The organism is Sphingobacterium sp. UBA7631 (assembly GCF_002483935.1).
In the GTDB taxonomy this organism is placed as follows: domain Bacteria; phylum Bacteroidota; class Bacteroidia; order Sphingobacteriales; family Sphingobacteriaceae; genus Sphingobacterium; species Sphingobacterium multivorum.
In genome coordinates this window covers 73943-95119 of the sequence record NZ_DLIX01000008.1, presented here as the reverse complement: position 1 = coordinate 95119, position 21177 = coordinate 73943, and the positions used below count along the sequence as shown (strand labels likewise).

12 protein-coding genes are annotated in these 21177 nt (G+C 41.0%); 11 read left to right on the top strand and 1 reads right to left on the bottom strand.

The annotated features are described in order from the left end of the window. The first annotated feature begins 5 nt into the window (after positions 1 to 5). From B3P16_RS15030 to B3P16_RS15005, 6 genes are all read left to right on the top strand, one after another. Positions 6 to 3350 carry a SusC/RagA family TonB-linked outer membrane protein gene (locus B3P16_RS15030; RefSeq protein ID WP_286752263.1) on the top strand — a complete coding sequence of 1115 codons (3345 nt, stop codon included), beginning with the start codon at positions 6 to 8 and terminating at the stop codon, positions 3348 to 3350. A 53-nt stretch (positions 3351 to 3403) separates the two neighbouring features. Next, complete coding sequence (locus tag B3P16_RS15025; RefSeq protein ID WP_286752262.1) at positions 3404 to 4924, top strand: RagB/SusD family nutrient uptake outer membrane protein; 1521 nt, start codon at positions 3404 to 3406, stop codon at positions 4922 to 4924. After that, complete coding sequence (locus B3P16_RS15020; protein WP_286752261.1) at positions 4918 to 6771, top strand: alkaline phosphatase; 1854 nt, start codon at positions 4918 to 4920, stop codon at positions 6769 to 6771. The genes B3P16_RS15025 and B3P16_RS15020 overlap by 7 nt, the downstream gene beginning before the upstream one ends. A gap of 165 nt (positions 6772 to 6936) precedes the next feature. After that, positions 6937 to 8730: an alpha-L-fucosidase gene (locus B3P16_RS15015; protein WP_286752260.1), complete on the top strand. Its 1794-nt coding sequence runs from the start codon at positions 6937 to 6939 to the stop codon at positions 8728 to 8730. Between the two features lie 240 nt (positions 8731 to 8970). Then, positions 8971 to 10839, top strand: a complete 1869-nt coding sequence (locus B3P16_RS15010) for a sensor histidine kinase (RefSeq protein ID WP_286843426.1) — start codon at positions 8971 to 8973, stop codon at positions 10837 to 10839. Positions 10840 to 10997: 158 nt separating this feature from the next. After that, positions 10998 to 11405: a response regulator gene (locus B3P16_RS15005; protein ID WP_286752258.1), complete on the top strand. Its 408-nt coding sequence runs from the start codon at positions 10998 to 11000 to the stop codon at positions 11403 to 11405. A gap of 103 nt (positions 11406 to 11508) precedes the next feature. On the opposite strand, the gene B3P16_RS15000 is transcribed toward B3P16_RS15005, so the two are convergent. After that, entirely contained in the window at positions 11509 to 13284 is a 1776-nt protein-coding gene (locus tag B3P16_RS15000; RefSeq protein ID WP_286752257.1) for an aminopeptidase P family protein, read from the bottom strand. A 234-nt stretch (positions 13285 to 13518) separates the two neighbouring features. On the opposite strand from B3P16_RS15000, the gene dacB reads away from it, so the two are divergent. The 5 genes from dacB to B3P16_RS14975 all read left to right on the top strand — a co-directional run bounded on the left by dacB (position 13519) and on the right by B3P16_RS14975 (position 21104). Then, on the top strand, positions 13519 to 14943 hold the full coding sequence (gene dacB, locus B3P16_RS14995; RefSeq protein WP_286752256.1) for a D-alanyl-D-alanine carboxypeptidase/D-alanyl-D-alanine endopeptidase: 1425 nt from the start codon (positions 13519 to 13521) through the stop codon (positions 14941 to 14943). Positions 14944 to 15036: 93 nt separating this feature from the next. Further along, positions 15037 to 17319 carry an NADP-dependent malic enzyme gene (locus B3P16_RS14990; RefSeq protein WP_070563373.1) on the top strand — a complete coding sequence of 761 codons (2283 nt, stop codon included), beginning with the start codon at positions 15037 to 15039 and terminating at the stop codon, positions 17317 to 17319. A gap of 32 nt (positions 17320 to 17351) precedes the next feature. After that, positions 17352 to 17933, top strand: a complete 582-nt coding sequence (gene ruvA, locus B3P16_RS14985) for a Holliday junction branch migration protein RuvA (protein WP_046672352.1) — start codon at positions 17352 to 17354, stop codon at positions 17931 to 17933. Positions 17934 to 18592: 659 nt separating this feature from the next. Further along, complete coding sequence (locus B3P16_RS14980; protein WP_286752255.1) at positions 18593 to 20449, top strand: beta-N-acetylhexosaminidase; 1857 nt, start codon at positions 18593 to 18595, stop codon at positions 20447 to 20449. A gap of 178 nt (positions 20450 to 20627) precedes the next feature. Then, positions 20628 to 21104: a GAF domain-containing protein gene (locus tag B3P16_RS14975; protein ID WP_286843424.1), complete on the top strand. Its 477-nt coding sequence runs from the start codon at positions 20628 to 20630 to the stop codon at positions 21102 to 21104. The last annotated feature ends 73 nt before the right edge of the window (positions 21105 to 21177 follow it).

Here is a 21177-nt window from a genome sequence, read left to right as displayed (position 1 = left end):
AAAAAATGAAAACACCTGCATTCAAAAGAGAATTCTCTTTTTATCGGATCATGAAGTATCCCTGCATCGCATTTTCGATTACTTCGGTATTCTGCAGTTCATTGATGGCCTCCCCAAGCATGGCCCAACGTCTGGACAAAAGCAGTGTAAACATCAAAATAAGCAAGGGCGAGAAACTCGATGTGATTCTACACAAAATCGAGAGTCTTTCAGGCCTTCATTTTGTTTACAATCCTGATCTATTGCAAGAACGTAACACGGTCTTAAGCGGCAGTTTTAAAACTGAACCAGTTCGCTCTCTTTTGAATAAGCTTGGAATCAATGCGGTGGAAAAAGAGGACTATGTGATCTTGAACACACAAGCAAACATGAAGGCAGATCGTATCGTGACAGGTTTTGTACGGGACACATTGGGAACTGCAATCGCAGGTGTTTCTGTAAAAGTAGTTGGTACGCAGGTTGGAACGACAACAGATACAAAAGGAGCCTTCCGAATCGAGGCAGGACCGCAAGCTGTACTTTCTTTTTCGATGGTCGGATTCCATTCCAAGGAAGTCGCAGTTGGCGAAAATGAAGTTATTAATGTAACGCTAAGCGAAGAACGTTCGACCCTATCCGAAGTTGTTGTTGTTGGTTATGGAACGCAGAAAAAAGAGACATTAACGGGCGCTGTAAGCTTGGTTTCACTTGACAAATTATCGTCTAGGTCTGTCAACAGCGTTGGCGAAGTATTGGCCGGAAAATCGCCAGGTGTTATTGTCACAAACGAAGGTGGTGACCCAACTGCTTCACCCCGTATCAATATCCGCGGTGCTGGTGGTATAAATGGTGAAAGTGTACTCTATGTTATTGATGGTTCCATTTTCCTAGGTACGCCACAATTAAATCCCAACGACATTGAGTCTATTTCTGTATTAAAGGATGCTTCTGCAGCAATCTATGGTGCCAGAGCTTCTGGTGGTGTGGTGTTGATCACCACTAAAAAAGGAAAAAAAGGGCAGATGCAAATTAGCGTTGATGCCAAGTTAGGCCAACAAAGCGCTTGGCGAAAATTACAGCCGCTAAATGCCGAACAACGTGCCGAAGTCGCTGCAACAGCTGCAAAAAATGGTGGAACGACCATCCTACCTGCTTTTGATCCGACCAAATACCCGGAGGGTCTAGTGACCAAAACAAACTGGATGGATGAAGTTTTTAGAAATGCAGCACTACAGGATTACAATGCTGCAATTAATGGTGGTAGCGAAAAATCTAGTTTTTACCTCAGTTTCAATTACCGCAACGCCGAAGGTATTGTCCTAAATACGAAAACCAAGCGTTATAACTTCCGTATAAATTCAGAACATCAACTTACCCCCTGGTTGAAAGTTGGTGAAAACTTATCCTACAGCAGTACCAATGGAAATGGTGCCAATACGAGCAGCGATTATACAGGAGCGCTATTATCGGCTATCTATTATCCAACCAATGGAACCCCTTACAATGCTGATGGCAGCTTTGCCGGTCTACCAGGGCCATTCCCGGGCGATTACGGTGATATCATTAACCCTGTTGCCGAACTGATGCGCATCGACATCAACAATCCGGTCAATGTCCTTGTTGTCAATCCTTATGCGAGCATCCAATTGGCAAAAGGCTTAACATTCAGATCCAACTTAAGTATTACTAAATCAAACGCTAGATATAAAAGTTTTACACCACGACGTCCGGAAATAGGCAAACCCGTTTTGAGCAATAGTCTGGTTGAACGAGCTGATGATGCAAACGATATCCTAGCAGAACAAGTTTTAAATTACAAAACTTCTTTCGACAAGCATCAACTTGACCTAACCGGTGGTTATACCTTTCAAAAGACAAAAAACACCTATCTATATACTTCCGGAGCAGGTTTTGACGATGAGTCCAAACAATACCGTTATTTAACAAATGCCAATACCATTCAACCTTCAGAAAGTGGCTACGCTTCAACAGCAATATCCTCGCTATTCTTACGAGCAAACTACAGTTACAATGATAAATATTTATTATCGTTGATTGGTAGACGCGATGGGTCATCCATGTTGACAAAGGAAAATAGATTTAAAAACTACGCTTCTGCATCAGCAGGATGGGTAATCAGCAAAGAAGAGTTTTTAAAATCAGTAACCTGGTTAGATCAATTAAAATTACGCGGTAGCTATGGTATTTTAGGTAATCTCGGTAGTTTGTCAGCTGCAGCTGTCAACCCGCTACTAGCATCGACACAAAGTTATTTCGGTCAAACACCGACCTTACAAAAAGGATACGTACAAACGATTCTGGCCAACAAGAACCTCACTTGGGCTGAAAGTAAACAGACTAATATAGGTTTAGATTTGGGAATTTTCAACCATTTTAACTTAGTCGCCGATTATTTTATTAAGGAAACAAATAAAATGATCTTAACCCGTTCACTACCAGGTACAGCAGGCTTAAATAGTCAAACGATCAACGCGGGTTTAGTCAAAGACAGGGGTATCGAGCTAGGATTGACCTATAATAGTTCAAGAAATTCCGACTTTACATATTCCATCAATGCAACCTTAACCAAATTAAACAACAAGGTTGAAGAATTAGCACCGGGCTTGAACACCATTGCTGTGGGTACTAATTTCAGAAATGAATTGGCTCCGCTCTCTATTACCGTCGGTCAACCGCTCTACAGCTACTATGTGCTCAAAACAGATGGTATCTTCCAGAGTCAGGCCGAAGCTGATAATTACAAAAACGCCAATGGACAAAAAATTCAGCCGAATGCAAAAGCAGGAGATTTCAAATTTGTAGACATCGATGGCAATGGTTCAATCGGACCTGAAGATCGTTATTTTGCGGGCAGTGCATACCCGGATTTCTCCTATGGATTGAGCTTTAATGCGAATTATAAGGATTTTGATTTCAATATTTTTGCTCAGGGCGTTCAAGGCAACAAGCTTTTCAACGCTATCAAAAGAACAACGTATAGTGCAAGTGGCCCTTCTTACAATAAGTTAACGGGTATTTTGGACGCCTGGTCTCCAGAAAATCCAAATGGTAAAGTGCCAATCATTTCCACCTCAGATGCGAACGGAAACTTCAATGCATCCGATTTTTACATTGAAAACGGTTCTTACCTCCGCATTCGTAACGTTACATTAGGCTACACTTTACCAAAATCAATTGCAAGCAAATTTAAGACGGGTAACGTACGCATTTATGCAACAGCCAATAATCTGTTCACCATTACAAAATATACAGGTTTTGACCCAGAAATTGGGATGGATAACAATGGTCTTGATGTCGGCCGTTATCCACAAGCCCGAAGCTTTATTGTCGGTTTAAATGTCAATTTCTAATCTTAAAACAATGCAGATGAGTTATACTTATCAGCCCTAAAAAATAAAAAAAAATGAAAACGAATATAAAATACCTTGCAATAGCTGCACTAGCATTTTTTGCATCGTGCAACAAACAGTTAGATATAACGCCAGAGGGCTCCCCGTCTGCACAGAATTTCTGGAAAACGGAACAAGATGCGATCAAAGCAGAAGCTGGTATGTATGAAAAGTACAACGAAGAGGATTATTATGGCCGTGGAATGTTCTGGTTTATTAATGCCAGTGACGACATGGTGACCGGACGTAACAAACCCGAAGCGGACAATATCAAAAATTTCAACCGCAATTACATCGGTGGCGGTTATACAGAATCGCAATGGAGCATGCGTTATGCGATTATAAAAAGGGCCAACGATATTATTATCAATGTTCCCAATATCTCCATGGATGAAGCTCGAAAAAAACAAATCATTGGTGACGCCTATTTCAATGCAGGCCTGGTTTATTTTCAGCTGGCAGCAAACTATGGTAACGACAAGGCAGGTGTGCCTATTGTTACGCCTGAAACAGATGCTTCCGTTCCGGTAGCCAGAGCAAACAACGTTAACGAAAACTACGATTACATCATTTCACTGCTATTAAAAGCGGCCGACAACCTTCCTTATTTTTCTGAGATGAAGGATACCGATTATGGTAAAGCCCACAAAACAGCTGCATGGGCCTATTTATCAAAAGTATATCTGTACAAAAAAGATTATACCAATGCAGCGAAGTACGCGGATATGGTGATCAGTTCGGGCAAACATGAATTATTGACCAACTTTGTGGATGTGTTTAAAGCCGCCAACAACTGGTCCAAAGAATATATCTGGTCGGTGGTCTGTACGCCAAATGGTGGTGGTACTGGCTGGGGCAGCAAACTTCCAGGTGTGATGTTGACCAACAAAGCTTGGGGAATTTACAACGGCTGGGGTTACTATCTGCCGACAAAAGAACTTTACGATTCTTTTGAAACAGGTGACTTGCGTCGTGAAGCAACAATCTTGAAACCAGGAGACAAATTCCAGTTTTTTGGCGCAGAACGTACATTTACTAAAGACGGTGGCGCGACTTCGAACTATCAGTTCAAAAAGTACATGGAACCATTTTCATATGCCAACCCTATTCCAACACATGTCAATCCAAATGGTGACAACGGCACTACAGACCTCAATGTACCCTTGATGCGTTATGCCGAAGTATTATTGATTAAAGCTGAGGCGGCCATTAATTTAAATGGCGCTGGTGCTGGTGATACCGAATTAAATAAAATTAGAAAAAGAGCTGGTTTAATCGCAAAAAGCGGAATGACCCTCGTAGACCTAAAACGTGAGCGCCGCAATGAGCTTGCTGGTGAATGGGCAGACCGTCACCGCGATTTGGTCAGATGGGGCGATGCGCAAGCTACCTATGCCAAACCGCTACACGATTTTGATGGTGCTGTAATTTGGCCGGCTAGAAATTTCAATCCGCAAGTACATGATGTCTGGGCTGTTCCACAACGCGAGATCGACAACAGTTCCGGTGTCATTAAACAAAACGCAGGATGGTAAAAAACACTAAATTAATGTGGCTGTTATTTGCCGGCCTAAGCATTCAGTCAGTTTCTGCACAACAGAAACTGACTGCCAATGCAGGTCATAGCCACAATGATTACAAACAACAAATCCCGCTGTTGGAGGCTTACTATGCTGGAATGGGCTCTATCGAAGCGGACGTCTTCTACCGCAATGGGGAGCTTTACGTTGCCCATGAAAGCAGCGAAATCAAACCAGGGAAGACGTTGAAAAAACTTTACATCGACCCTTTAATTGCTTTCTTTAAGGAGAACGGCAATAAACCTTATGCCAAACCTGAGCAAACCTTGCAGCTTGTGATTGATATTAAGGAAAATTACGAACAGGTATTGTCTAAATTGTTAGCCGATTTGAAGGGCAACGAATCTGTATTCGACCAGCAGAAAAATCCTTCCGCCATTAAAATTGTCGTCAGCGGTGAAATCCCACCGCCCGAAAAGTTCGACAATTATCCATCGATGATTTATTTTGATGGTAGGCCGGAAAAAGACTATACGCCGGCACAGCTCAAACATATTGGGATGATCAGTCAGGATATTAAGCAGTATTCTGTCTGGAATGGCAAAGGAACTCCCACTCCGCCCGACCTTGAAAAGATGAAATCTGTAATAGACAAAGCGCATAAATTAGGTAAACCCTTTCGTTTTTGGGCTACGAAAGATAGTCCCAATAGTTGGAAAGAGCTTGGTCACATGGGGGTAGACTGGATCAATACAGACCACCCTACTGCACTTAAGAATTTCTATTTAAACAACGCTAAAGTCGAATACGCAAATCCAAAGGCCTACATTCCCTATCAGCCAACCTATAAAAATGATGGTGCAACGAGCAAGGTCAAGAATGTTATTTTACTCATTGGTGATGGAATGGGCTTAGCCCAAATACAAGCAGGTTTAAGTGCCAATTTTGGTCAGTCCAATATCATCAATATGAAACATATTGGTCTTTCGCGCACCGAAGCATCCAACTCGGATTTTACAGACTCCGCTGCGGGTGGGACAGCTTTGGCTACTGGACATAAAACCAATAACCGTTACATTGGCGTGGATGCAGACGGTAAATTGTTGAGCGCTATTCCTGATACACTTGCTCAACACGGGATCAAAAGCGGTATAATCAGTGCGGGAGATATTACAGATGCCACTCCGGCTGCATTTTACGCACATCAGATCGATCGGACCATGTCACAGGAAATTGCGGCAGATTTCAAAAATAGCCATGTGGATATTCTCGTTGGATCCCGTCGCGAAAGCTTCCTCAACAACAAGGATAACACGCTGATGAAACAACTGACGGCAAAAGGTTATCAGCTTCAGCAAAATTTAAGTGATTTTGAAAAAGCGACATCAGGCAAACAGCTCGTACTCCTGGCGGATTCTGCGACAAGAAGAATACTCGATGGACGGGGAGAAATGCTAAAAACTTCCCTCTCAAAAACGATTGAGCTTTTGTCTAAAAATAAAAATGGCTTCTTTATCATGGCCGAGGGTGCACAAATTGACTATGGAGCCCATGCCAACGATCTTCCCTATGTTGTTACCGAACAACATGACTTTGATCGGCTTGTCGGGGAAGCCCTAAAATTTGCGGACCAAGATGGTGAAACACTCGTCATTGTCACTGCAGATCACGAAACTGGCGGACTTTCCGTGTTGGATGCCAATTATAAAAAGGGAACTGTTAGGGGCAATTTCAGTAGCGATGACCATACCAATATTATGGTACCTGTCTTTGCTTATGGACCAGGTGCGCAAAATTTTATTGGCATCTACAACAATACAGCAGTTTTTAAAAAGATTATCCAGGCCTTTAACTTGAAATAATCGCGTTAAAGCTTCATACTAAACAAAGACCCTTCGTTTAAATACGAGGGGTTTTCTCTTTTTTACAGACGACATTTTATCCTTCACAGCCACTTCAAAACCCAATTTAAGGATCGATATTCGATTTTTTGCCTATCTTGTAAGTCAAAAAACAGAACAACCTTTATGATACCATCAATCAAGCGACTACTGATTCTGTCATTATTGCTATTCAGTATTTCAGCCAAACTATTTGCACAAACTTCTGAAAAAGCCTCATGGTTTAAAGATGCCCGCTTTGGCATGTTCATTCATTGGGGGCTGTACAGTGCAGCTGAAGGCATGTGGAAGGGCGAACCTTTGCGTTATATGAATAACTATGCCGAGTGGTTAAGATATCGCAACCGCGTCTCCAAAGAAGAATACGGTACCTTGGCAAAACGTTTCGACTGGAGTAAAATAGATCCTGAGCAATGGGTTCTTCTAGCAAAAGAAGCTGGGATGAAATACATTATCATCACCGCCAAACATCACGATGGTGTTGCTCTTTGGGACACAAAAGTTGGTCATTATAGCCTTCCACAATTGAGTGGTTCCAATCGGGATGTCATCAAAGATATTGCAGTAGCCTGTAGAAAGCACGGTATGAAATTGGGTTTTTATTATTCACATTGGATTGACTGGGAACATCCATACGGCTGGAACCATCAACAGGAGCTGTCGGGACATGTTACCGATGCCCAATACAATCAATATTGGCAAGAAAAAGTCATCCCTCAACTGCGCGAACTGATGACCAATTATGGCGACATTGCCTTGATATGGTTCGACATGTGGATCCCTTATCAAAAATCTATTATTAAAAAAGAACAATTACTTCAGGTTGTCAAACTTATCCGTGAACTACAACCTAATTGCTTGATTAATTCACGTCTAGGTCTTCCTACGGATGCTGAAAATGTGGATTTCGAAACATTAGGTGACAACCAATTTGGTAGCAATTACATTAACCATCCCTGGGAAACCCCTGGAACAATTGCCCATTCTTGGGGTTACAATGGTCAGGAAAATGAGTGGAAGTCAACCAGTCAAATTTTCCAGTCCTTAATCTCCAATGTAAGTCTCAACGGCGGGTTCACCTTAAATATCGGGCCACGTGCCAATGGAACAGTGCCCTACGAAAGTGTCAGTCGTCTGCACGAAGTCGGAAATTGGCTAAACACATACGGAGAGGGCATCTACGGCAGCACCGGCCTTGATCTAAAAAACAACCAGTTCGATTGGGGTTACCTGACAACTAAAAAGGAAGGGCAAAAAACACTCGTGTATGCACACGTCTTTAATTGGCCCTTAGACCATACACTTCGGATTACAGGAATCAAATCGACACCAGAACAGGTTTCCCTGATGAAGGGAAGTGTATCAACGGCACTAAAATTTGATCAAAGTCTCAGTTTAATCCATATCCAATTGCCTGACGCGCAGCCGGATCATTATGTTTCAGAAGTTAAATTAACCTTTAATGGGCCGGTGGAACTAGACAAAAATACGGTCCCAGAATCAACCTTTGGTGGCTTTTCATTGAAATCAACCAATAGCCTCAACCAAGGACTCAAAATTGTACGCTATAACGGCAAAAACCCAACGCATGCGATCCTGACGGGGGATACGAAGATCGATTGGGAGGTAACCATCCCTGAAGCGGGCATCTACTCACTCGATTTTTCAGCACATAATCCCAATAAAGAAAACAGTGTTTTTGAAGTCAGTACGACCAATCAGCGGTTGGAAGGAAGTTTTGCTTCGACCAACAAAATGGTGGTCGAGCCCAATGAAAACAATTATACAGAAGAATTTGTCGAAAACCGCATCGGCAAATTTAAATTCGATAAGCCCGGAAAGTATATCATAACCTTTAATAGTAAACAAGTACAACCACTTTGGTTCAACTGGATGTGGCTAGAAAAAATTAAGAATTAGACAGAAGGTCTTAGGCACAGAAGAGGTAAAATACTAGTAGGTATATTGTTATGCATACATAACAATATACCTGCTAGTATTTTATATAAAAAGTTACATATTTTAATATTTATTTATTATTTTGGGGTAAAAGTTACCAATTTTGCAAATTAAGTACTCAATGAGTTGCTTATACTTTTAAATGAGAAAATTAACCCTAAATATGGTTGAATAATGCATCAGCAGCGGGACTCTTTATCTATGCTTTTTGATCAAACTGTAAATACAAGGTTGGAGGGAACAATCACGACCACAGATGATGGCACTATTCTACTATTCAACAAAAGGGCTCAAGAACTTTTAGACTTCGATAGTACGGCAGATAGCTACAAAATACAGGAATTAATAACGTTTTACACAGCAGATGATCTTTCGGTATTGTCGCCTACAGAAACGCCATTTTTTACAGCTCTTTCCAAAAACCAAGACCAAAATGAAATTATCCTAGGAAGAAAAAAGGATCAAGAGTTTAAATGGTATCAATTCGATGTTCATGTTATGATAAAAGACAATAAAAAAGGTCTTTTAATTTCATTTATGGATGTATCGAAATTGGTCAATAAAAACCGCGTCCTGGAAGATAAACAACACCAACTTCAATTGCTTGTTGCCTCATTGAATGATCTCGTATTTGAAGTAACCGATGCTGGTGTATTTAAAAACTACTGGACCAACAATCCAGATCTCTTGTTCTACAGTCCCGAAGAATTTCTAAACAAGAGTCTCACAGAACTCTTTCCGCCGGATCTTGCTGTACCCACTGTCCAATTGATACAAAATTCATTAAAATTGGACCGCGAACTTAAGATGGATTTTCAATCCAATTTAAACGAGCACAAGGACAAATGGTATCGTTTACAGATTAAACCTATACATAGGGCTCAGAACCGGGTAGCCCTGGTTATTTCCGACATTACAAAACAAGTCGAGTCCAATGAAAAAAGTAAATTCAATGAACACAAGTTTAATCAAGCATTTTATTTATCAGGTCTGGGAATTTCATTGACGAGTCTCGAAGGCTACTCCATAGAATCCAATAATATGTTAACCAAAATTCTTGGTTATTCTCACGAAGAAATGTCGAAAACCAAGTTTACTGATAGAACGCACCCCGACGATATAAACAAAGATGTTGAACTTAGAGAAAAACTTGTCAGGGGTGAAATCGACGCATTTACGCTTCAAAAACGCTATATACATAAATTAGGACATTTTGTCTGGTGTTCTGTAACGGTTGCGGCAGTTTTTGATAATACCAATACCGCACAATTTCTCATCGTCCAGGTGCAGGATATTTCCGAATCAAAAAAGAATATCGAAATCCTAAAACGGCAAAAAATTGAATCGGATTTAGTCAAAATAGATCTTGAAACCAAAATACGGCAACTGGAAGAATTTGCGAACATACTTGCTCATGATCTAAAAGGCCCACTCAGCAATATACAGATGCTTATTGCTGAAATTAAGTTAACACATGATGAAAAAATAAAGGCTGATTTTGTGAACCTGCTGCATACGAGCAGTGACGATCTGACTGAAACGTTACATAATTTGGACGGAATACTTGATATTAAATCAAACAATTCACTGATTTATGAACAATGTAATTTTTTAGATATATTCAAAAAAGTGCAGCAGCAATTTATGGAAGAAATACAGCAAAAAAATGCAACTATTTCCATCGAATTCAATGTAAAAGACATCTATTATCCTAAGATTTATCTGGAAAGTATTTTCAGCAACCTCATCAGTAATGCGCTCCGATTTACAGCGACAGACCGAGCCCCTAAGATCGAAATACATACACATCAGGAACAAGAAGGAACGTTATTAACGGTTAGAGACAACGGGCTGGGCATTAACCTGCCAAAATACAAATCGGAGCTGTTTATGTTCAAAAAGGTTTTTCACCGTGGATTTGAGAGTAAAGGTGTCGGATTGTTTCTCATTAGATATCAGATCGAATCATTGGGTGGAAAAATCGATGTACAAAGTAAAATCGATTCGGGTAGCACCTTTTATGTCAAATTTTTAGAAAAAGCATATACAGATCCGCTGATACAGCTATAATAAAAAAATCAGCGTTCAATCCTGAAGCAGAAAATAACTGCTACAATCCTGGACAGCGTGATCTCATAAATAAAAGAGTGAAAGAAAAACTGCGCTGTCAATCAAAACCAAGATGAGGGTTATTGACACGATGAAAACAATTATTAATCAAAAAGACCATGACTCCTGAAACCAAAAGAACGATCATTCTCATTGATGATAATGCCATTTTACGGACTATTTTCGCCCATATGCTACAGGGATTTACCGAATATGAAATTGACTATCATTCTTTCAAAAATGCACTGGATGCATTGGATTATTTGGAGAACAATGACATCAGCCAGTCGTTGATGCCAGCAATACTCTTTGTGGATATCAATATGCCATTTATGACTGGTTGGGAGTTAATGGATGTACTTGAAAACCGGACCGATTTCATCAAGCAAACCAAGATTTTTATCGTCAGTTCCTCCACGAGCAAAAACGATCAGGAGCAACTGGCAAATTACCCTTTTATAAGCGGTTTCATTCTGAAACCTTTTGGAAAAGAATCCATTTATGAGATTTTGAAAAAACCCGATTAAAAAAACGGTCCCCCAACTTTTCTGCCTAAGTATTGGGGGACCGTTTATGTTGACAACTTCGTGTTGTGCGCAGCGGATAACCACTGTTGTTATTCTTTTTGGATTAAATCGCCTGACACTTGTCTGCCAACCAATTCTTTTCCTCAGCAGTAAGATGAGTCGATAATTGATCAAACACCCACTGATTATAGTTATTCAACCAAGCAATGTGTTTTTTATCCAATAGGGATTTTTCGATTAAATCGGTTGCGATATAACATATTGTTAGTGTCTCAAAATCCAGAAAGTCTCCAAATTCAGAAGAACCTGCCTTACGGGTCAACACAAGATTTTCAATGCGGATACCATGTTTGCCTACGCGATACAATCCGGGTTCTATCGATGTAATCATCCCTGGTTCAACAGCAACATCTATTGCAGCTGCATTGAACACTTGCGGACCTTCGTGTACGTTTAGGAAGAAACCGACGCCATGTCCTGTACCATGTCCATAATTGCGCAATGTTTCCCACAATGGACGACGCGTAATGGCATCGATCTGATAGCCGCGCGTTCCAGTAGGGAAAATGGCCTGAGAGCCTTCTATTGTTCCCTTGAGTACAAGCGTATAATCCTCTTTTTCCTCCTGCGTAAGACCACCAAGCGTTACCACCCTTGTAATATCCGTTGTACCAGTAGTATATTGTCCGCCAGAATCGACCAATAGTAAACCTTTAGGTTGTAATATATAGTTCGATTTTTCATTGGCTGAATAATGCGGTAGGGCACCGTGATCCAAGTATCCCGCAATTGTCGTGAATGAGACATCGACAAAACCCTCTTGACTTTCGCGAAATCCACGTAATTTCTCCGCAATAGATAATTCAGAAAGCTCACCAGAGGAGACATTCTCTTCCAACCATTTGAAGAAACGCGTCAACGCTATACCGTCTTTCACAAAGGTATGGCGGTTATTTTCAACTTCAACCTTATTCTTAATCGCTTTTAAACTTGTCGAGGGGTTTATTTTTTCGACAATCTTAACCTCTTTAGGTATGCTGTCGTAAACAGCAAAACAGGTACGTTTAGGATCAATTAAAATTGAAGCAACATCCAATGAAGGAATCGCTTTAAAAATATCTTCATAAGCCGAAACACCCACACCATAGCCTTTAAGTTCTTCAGTCGCCTGAGTTGTCAGCTTCGAAGGTTCGATATAAAGCGTTGCATTTTCTGGGGTAATCAATACAAATCCCAAAACAACAGGATTACATGGTACATCTTGACCACGGATGTTTAATAACCAGGCCAAGTCATCCAAAGATGAGATCAGATGAGCTTCCGTTCTATTCTTTTTCATCTCCGCACGAACAGCTTCAATTTTAGAAACCGTTGACTGTCCCGTAATATTTTCGTCCAGCAGGTAGGCCTGTGCCTTAGGCAGCGCTGGTCGTCCTTCCCATAATGACGACAACAGGTCAACATGACCATCTACTTTGATCTCCAAAGGCTCCAAAGTATGCTGAACAGATTGAGCCACTAATAAAGAAGCGAGATTGCCGTCAAAAGCAACTTTAGCACCAGCGCCCAACTGTTCGCCCAACCAATCTGCATACTCCGCTGCACCTTGCACTTTCAATTTCACCAATTCAAAGCCTGTTCCCGCCAATTGCTCTGATGCTTGGACAAAGTAACGAGAATCGGTCCAAAGGCCGGCAAAATCCTGTGTGATTGCCAACGTCCCTGCTGATCCGGTAAAACCAGACGCCCAGGCAATACATTTATAACGTTCCGGTAGATATTCACTAATATGAGGATCTGAAGATGGAATGATATATCCATCGATTCCCTGAACCTTCATCGCCTCACGAATGGCAGCTAATTTTTCGATATGCTTCATGTCGTCTATACAATTTTATGCAAGTTAGGATTTTTTAGGGTCGAATGCCTAACTTTAAGCCAAATAAAATAAACGAACTACAGCAAACGCTTTTCCCTAAAATTGGCAGCGTTCCAGGAATTACAATACGTCCAATGGAATATCCATGAGTTCCAAACACGAATAAAAATAACCGTGCCAACAAGCTCATCGAAGATAAGCTGGATATACCATAGGACTATAAAAACATGATATATGAACCAATTTGTGCTAAGTGCCATTGCCTTTTCAGCCTACACGTTAACGACCGTTGCTACGCCAGTATATGCACAGGATCTTCGTAGTAAAATTCAGGATGCATTCACGCAATTTCAAAATCAGGAAAACCTCAGAAATGGTTTGAGCTCATTGACTGTTTTCGACGCAAAAACAGGCCAGACTGTATTCGCAGCAAATGAGAACGTCGGATTGGCGACCGCCTCCACCATGAAGGTCATCACTTCGGCTACGGCCTTGGACTTCCTGGGCAAGAATTTTCAGTTCAAAACAACCCTGTATTATACAGGTGAAATCGACGAGAACGGAGTGTTAAACGGAAATATTATAGTGACAGGTACTGGAGATCCTACCCTCGGCAGCGCCCGCTACCCGGAGACTCAAGCAACAACGATACTGAACAAGTGGCTTACAGCAGTCCAGAATGCCGGTATTAAAAGTATAAATGGCGCAATCATCGCCGATGACCGGCTTTACAATGGCAACCAGCTTCCAGGGGGCTGGATCTGGACCGACATGGGCAATTACTATGGTGCTGGAATTTCTTCCCTCAATTGGTGTGAAAATGCCTTTGGCATAAATTTTCTGCCAAGCACTAAAGTCGGAGCTAAAGCTGAGATCGCCAATTACACAACGCCAGTTCCGTATCTGGAAATCATCAATGAAACAACCACGGGTAAATCGGGAAGCGGAGACAATGTGTACGCCTATGCCGCTCCCTATTCGACCAAGATATTTGTGCGCGGCACCTATGGACAGGACCTAAAGAAAACTATCGAGCTCTCTTCGCCAGACCCGGCCTATGATCTCGCTTATCAATTAAATGAAGTACTAAGTAACAACGGTATCACCGCCAGCGAACTACCAGCTACCGGGACCAAGATGGATTCAGTTGATATTTCAAAAAAACAGACCCTCGATATCCATTTATCTCCAACCTTAGACAAAATTGTCTTCTGGTTTAACCAAAAGAGCATCAACCTTTATGGAGAGGCCTTGTTGAAAGCGATTGCTTATACAACAGCTGGTAAAACGGGCACCGACGATGGCGCGTATTATGTACAAAAATATTGGAATGCCAAATTAGGCATAAAATCCAGTGAACTCAATAGTATGGACGGTTCGGGACTCTCGCCTCAAAATCGAGTGACCACATCAGCGATGAATAAGATTATGCAGTATGCACAAAAACAGAGTTGGTATCCTGCCTTCTACGAAAGTCTTCCCACCTATAACAATATGAAGATGAAAAGTGGAACAATTGGCGGCGTACTTGGTTATACAGGTGTGCATACCAATAAAACAGGGCAGTCGTTTACTTATACTTTACTGGTCAACAACTATGCAGGATCGGCGTCCAGCATGCGTCAGCAAATGTTTAAACTATTGGATGTCCTGAAGTAACATATTATTGTCTAATTATAATAAGATATTGGCAAATATTTCCAATTATCAAAAAGAATGATAGATTTGTAGCCTTAAATTAATAAAATCGTAATGAGTAACACTAATCGTAAACAGGCAGCGTTAAACTACCACGCAATGGGTAGACCTGGTAAAATAGCTGTTGTTCCGACCAAACCAACAAATTCGCAAAGAGACTTGTCATTAGCATATTCTCCAGGTGTAGCGGAGCCATGTTTGGCTATTGCTGAGAACAAAGAAGATGCTTATAAATATACCGCAAAAGGAAACCTTGTTGCTGTTATCAGTAATGGTACAGCAGTATTGGGCTTAGGCGATATCGGCGCCCAAGCTGGTAAACCAGTCATGGAAGGTAAGGGTTTATTATTCAAAATTTTTGCCGACATTGATGTATTTGACATCGAAGTGGACACCAAAAATGTCGATGAGTTCGTCAATATCGTCAAAGCATTGGAGCCGACTTTTGGAGGTATCAACCTGGAAGATATCAAAGCACCGGAATGTTTTGAAATCGAACGCCGTCTAAAAGAAGAAATGAACATCCCTGTGATGCACGATGACCAACATGGTACTGCAATCATTTCAGGTGCAGCATTGATCAATGCCTGTGAAATTATTGGTAAAGATATTTCAAAAGTAAAAATCGTCGTCAATGGCGCCGGAGCAGCTGCAATGTCATGTACAGCAATGTATATTTCAGTAGGTGCTAGCAAAGAAAATATTGTGATGCTGGATAGCAAAGGTGTAATCCGTACCGATAGAGAAAATCTAGACAGTATGAAAGCACAATATGCAACAGATCGCGATATTCGCACACTGGCAGACGCTGTAAAAGATTCAGATGTATTTATCGGTCTCTCGGCAGCAGACGTCATGTCGGCAGAGATGTTGTTATCAATGGCTCCGAACCCAATTGTATTGGCGATGGCAAATCCAAATCCTGAGATTGCTTACGATTTGGCGATGGCAACACGTAACGATATTATCATGGGTACAGGTCGTTCAGATTATCCTAACCAAGTAAACAATGTATTGGGTTTCCCCTATATCTTCCGTGGTGCTTTGGACGTACGTGCAACAGCAATTAACGAAGAAATGAAAATTGCTGCAGTGCGTGCAATTGCAGACTTGGCGAAACAACCTGTTCCAGAAGAAGTAAATCAAGCCTATAATACCAGCAATTTAAAATTCTCGGAAGAATATATCATTCCAAAACCTACCGATCCGCGTTTGATCACTGAAGTTTCTATGGCTGTTGCAAAAGCGGCCATCGCATCAGGTGTAGCACAGACCGTAATCGAAGACTGGGATCAATACAGCGATTCCCTACGTAAACGTCTTGGTAAAGATGATGCGATTATGCGCAATTTGACCATGGCTGCTAAAAGAGATCCTAAACGTGTTGTTTTTGCAGAAGCAGACAATTACAAAACGTTACGTGCGGCACAGATTGTTAAAGAAGAAGGTATTGCGATTCCAATTCTTTTGGGTAGAAGAGATAAAATCGAACGTCTAATCAAAGAATATGCTTTTGAACTGGATGGCCTTGAAATTATCGACCCAGTTGCTGAAGTTGATAACGAAACGGAGCGCTCGAAGAAATTTATTGAGCATCTATATGTCAAAAGACAACGTCGTGGTATATCGAAATACGATGCGCGTAAGTTGATGTACGACCGCAACTATTTTGGCGCCTCTTTAGTGGAATTTGGCGAAGCTGATACCCTAATTTCCGGTATGACCAAAAATTATGCAAATACAATCCGTCCGGCATTACATGTAATCGGTGCTAAACCAGGCAGCCGTGTCGCAGGTATGTATATGATGTTAACTAAAAAAGGACCAATCTTCATGGGGGATACAACCGTAAATGAAGACCCTACAGCACAAGAATTAGCAGACATTACGCTGTTACTGGATAAAGCGGTGAGACGTATGAACATTCAGCCACGTATTGCATTACTATCCTACTCTAATTTTGGTTCAAGTGAGGGAAAAACGCCAACAAAAGTGAGAGCAGCAGCGCAGATCCTACACGATCAACATCCAGAGATTATTGCTGATGGTGATTTACAAGCAAATTTCGCCTTGAACAGCGAAATGTTGACAGCAAACTTCCCGTTCAGCTGCTTAAATGGAAAATCGGCGAATACACTCGTATTTCCTAATTTGGAGTCCGGAAATATCGCTTATAAATTATTGCAAGAAGTTGGTGAAGCTGAGGCAGTAGGTCCAATCCTTTTGGGTATGAACAAACCTATTCACGTATTGCAACTGGATAGCTCTGTGCGCGAAATCGTCAATATGGTTACCATTGCCGTAGTAGATGTACAAGCACATCTTAAAAATTTATAGAATAGCTTAAAATCTTCCTATATTCGTATACTATGTACGAATATTTCAATGGAAAATTAGCATATAAAGCCCCCACTCATGTTGTTATCGATGTGAGTGGGATTGGTTATTATGTCCACATCTCGCTCTATACCTTCTCCCAAATCAAGGATCAGGAAAACTGTAAACTATTTATTTCACTTCAAGTTCGGGAAGACTCACACACGCTTTATGGCTTTGCAACAGAAGGCGAGAAAAAATTATTCGAAAATTTGATCTCTGTTTCTGGTATTGGCCCCAATACAGGCCGTATGATCCTATCGTCAAACACACCCGATGAGATCCAGTCTGCCATCGTCAATGGCCAGGTTGCCCTCATTCAAAAGATTAAGGGAATTGGCCCTAAAACAGCACAACGTCTTATACTGGAACTTCAGGATAAATTAAAAAAACAGGGCTTCGAAGCTTTGGCATCACCTATCCAATCCCAATCAGTTCCGGACGAAGCATTGTCAGCACTAGTGATGCTCGGATTCAACAAAGTCGCGGCAGAGAAGGTGTTAAATACCATTTTAAAGACCGAAAGCAATCTTTCCGTAGAGGATATGATCAAATTAGCATTGAAACGACTTTAAATCATAAACATTTGCTGAACATATCCGGTATTAATCATTAGATGACGGATACGTGCTGTTCATGCTGTAGCGTAAAAGATATAAAGGAACCTTCCGGTTCCTTTGTCATTTCCCGAACCTCAGTTTTGCAATACTTCGCGCCTTATTAACAGTGCTTCAAATTTGAAACATCAAAAAGATATTGCTATAAATAATAAGGAGCTGATAGGGACTTTATAGGGACCTCATTCGGACCTTATTCGGATAAAGCCCTATCAGCTCCGTTGAATGTACCTATAAACTAAGCATTAAAAACGCATCAAAAACGACATCATTCAGAAGAAGTTATAAGGTCGTTATCTTCCCTTCACGTGATCGAAATAATCTGTACAACGAAAGAAGGTTTAGTGATAAAGCATCAGCTCACAGGAGATACGAACATTTAAAAAGGCATATTTTTTTACCTAAATTTAGATACTATTCCCCGAAGTAAAATATCCCCTTTAACAGACTAAACAAACGATTGATCTAACCCAAACACGTTATTATCCAAACTACTTCTAAGTGCCCAAAAACACTTTCAACAGTGTTTTCATACCCTATTTGTTACATTTCCTCTTTGCTAAAACGTATTTATTCACCTATTTTTAGAACTTCTTATTTCAGTTATAATCTCACGCATGAAGAAACTATTTTCACTTGCGCTGGCTCTAAGTATAGGAGCAGCAGTATTTGCGCAAGAAAAGAAAGATGCTACCTTGAACATTGTGCCCTTACCGCAACAGGTTCAAATTAAAAATGGTACATTTAAAATCAACGCTAACACCAAAATCGCCTTTGATAGCGAAGAGGACAAAAAAGTTGCAACGCTGTTTCAGGATTTCCTAAAAAGCAACTACAGTCTCAATTTATCCCTAGTGAAATCAGCGAGCAGCAATACGATCTATTTCTCCTCCAAAAACGCAAAATCCACTAATGCTGAAGCGTATGAACTTAACATAAGTTCAGACCGCGCAACTATTAGCGGAAAAGCTGCCGGTCTATTTTATGGTATGCAATCGTTGATCCAGTTGCTACCTGTGGATAAAAAGGCCAGCATAGAAATTCAACAAGCTTCAATCCAGGATGAACCTCGCTTTGCTTACCGTGGATTACATCTCGATGTTGGCCGTCATTTCTTTCCAGTAGAGTTTGTAAAAAAATACATTGATATTCTGGCGTCTTACAAATTGAATACGTTTCATTGGCATTTGACAGACGACCAAGGCTGGCGTATCGAAATCAAATCACATCCAAAATTGACTCAGATTGGCGGTTACCGCAAGCAGACACTACTGGGTAACTACAAGACAGATGGTGATTATGATAACACACCTTATGGCGGTTTCTATACCCAAGACCAAATCAAAGAAGTGGTTGCTTATGCTAAAGCTAAATATGTAACGGTTATACCCGAAATCGAAATGCCTGGGCATGCGTTAGCAGCACTTTCGGCTTATCCAGAATTGGGCTGTGGTGATAAGCCAGGACCTTACACGGCCGCGCAGACTTGGGGGGTCTTTGACGATGTTTTCTGTGCTGGAAAAGAAGAAACATTCAAGTTGTTGGAAGATGTCATTGACGAAGTCATTCCCCTATTCCCGAGTGAATATATCCACATCGGCGGTGATGAGTGTCCAAAAACAAAATGGAAAACATGTCCATTTTGTCAAAAAAGAATCAAAGATAACAACCTCAAAGATGAACACGAGTTACAGAGCTATTTTATCCAACGTATGGAAAAATATATCAATAGCAAAGGTAAACGTATCATTGGATGGGATGAGATCTTAGAGGGTGGTTTAGCGCCTAATGCGACTGTCATGAGCTGGAGAGGCGACCAAGGTGCGATTGATGCAGCCAATCAAGGTCACGATGTGATCATAACGGCAAACAGCTATGGTCTATATTTTGATCACAAACAAGGTCCTGATCAAAACAGAGAACCTTTAAGTATCGGCGGACTTTCCACATTGAGCAAAGTATATGCGTCAGACCCAATGCCTAGCAAAATTGCTGAAAACAACAAGAAACACGTTCTAGGTGTACAAGCAAATATTTGGACAGAGTATATTGGATCATCCAATAAAGTCGAATTTACAGTGTTACCGCGCGTTTTAGCGCTTTCTGAAATTGCCTGGACACAGCCAGAGAAAAAGAATTGGAAAAATTTCTCAGAACAGCGTGCAGCAAATCAGCTGGCTAAACTTGACCAAACCAATACATTCTATCGTGTACCGGAAGTATATGGCATAACAGATACCACCGTATATGCTTCGGAATATACGATCAGAGGCTTGAAACCATCTGTCGAAGGGGCCAAAATTTATTACACATTGGACAACTACGATCCTTCAGAATTGGATTTAGAATATACAGGTCCAGTGAAAATTACGGTTCCTAATGGCAAGGAACGTGTTTTCAAAGCCGTTGTTGTAACGCCTTCCGGCAAAAGAAGCAACTACATTCGGGTGAATATTATCAACACCAAGAAATAATAACATTTGCCTGATAAGAAAGCGCTAATATTCTGTTAACTTTGAACAGCGTATTAGCGCTTTTTCATTTCATGCAGGTTGGGATCCGACATGTTCTGAAGCTTTCTGGGCAGGCAAAACATGTTTGGCATTATAGTCCTGATAGCAAATGCATGATTATTTTTTTACATCGATTTTTATGGCCGAGGATTTACAAATAGCTAAAGGTAGCAAAGAAGAACAATATCAAAATTTACTTCCTCAGATTGGGGGACTATTGCAAGGCGAGCCTAATCAAATTGCCAATCTGGCTAACATCGCTGCTGCATTGAAAGAACAATTCAATTTTTTCTGGGTTGGATTCTATCTTATTGATGGCGAAGAGCTCGTATTAGCCCCTTTTCAGGGGCCCGTTGCATGCACACGCATCAAAAAAGGACGTGGTGTATGTGGGGGTGCTTGGGCAGAGGAAAAAACACTAATCGTTCCTGATGTGGAAGAATTTCCGGGACATATTGCCTGTAGTTCGCTCTCGCGATCCGAAATCGTGCTACCCCTTTTTAAACAGGGGCAGATTATCGGTGTGCTTGACGTTGACAGCAGCGAACTAAATAGTTTTGATGAAGTCGATGAGAAATACCTTACGCAGATCTTACAGCTTTTAGACAGCGAATAAATAAGTTACACAACGAAAGAGTGAAATAGCGTAAGATCGGCTTGGATTTAAATAACGAACCGTTTACTTACGC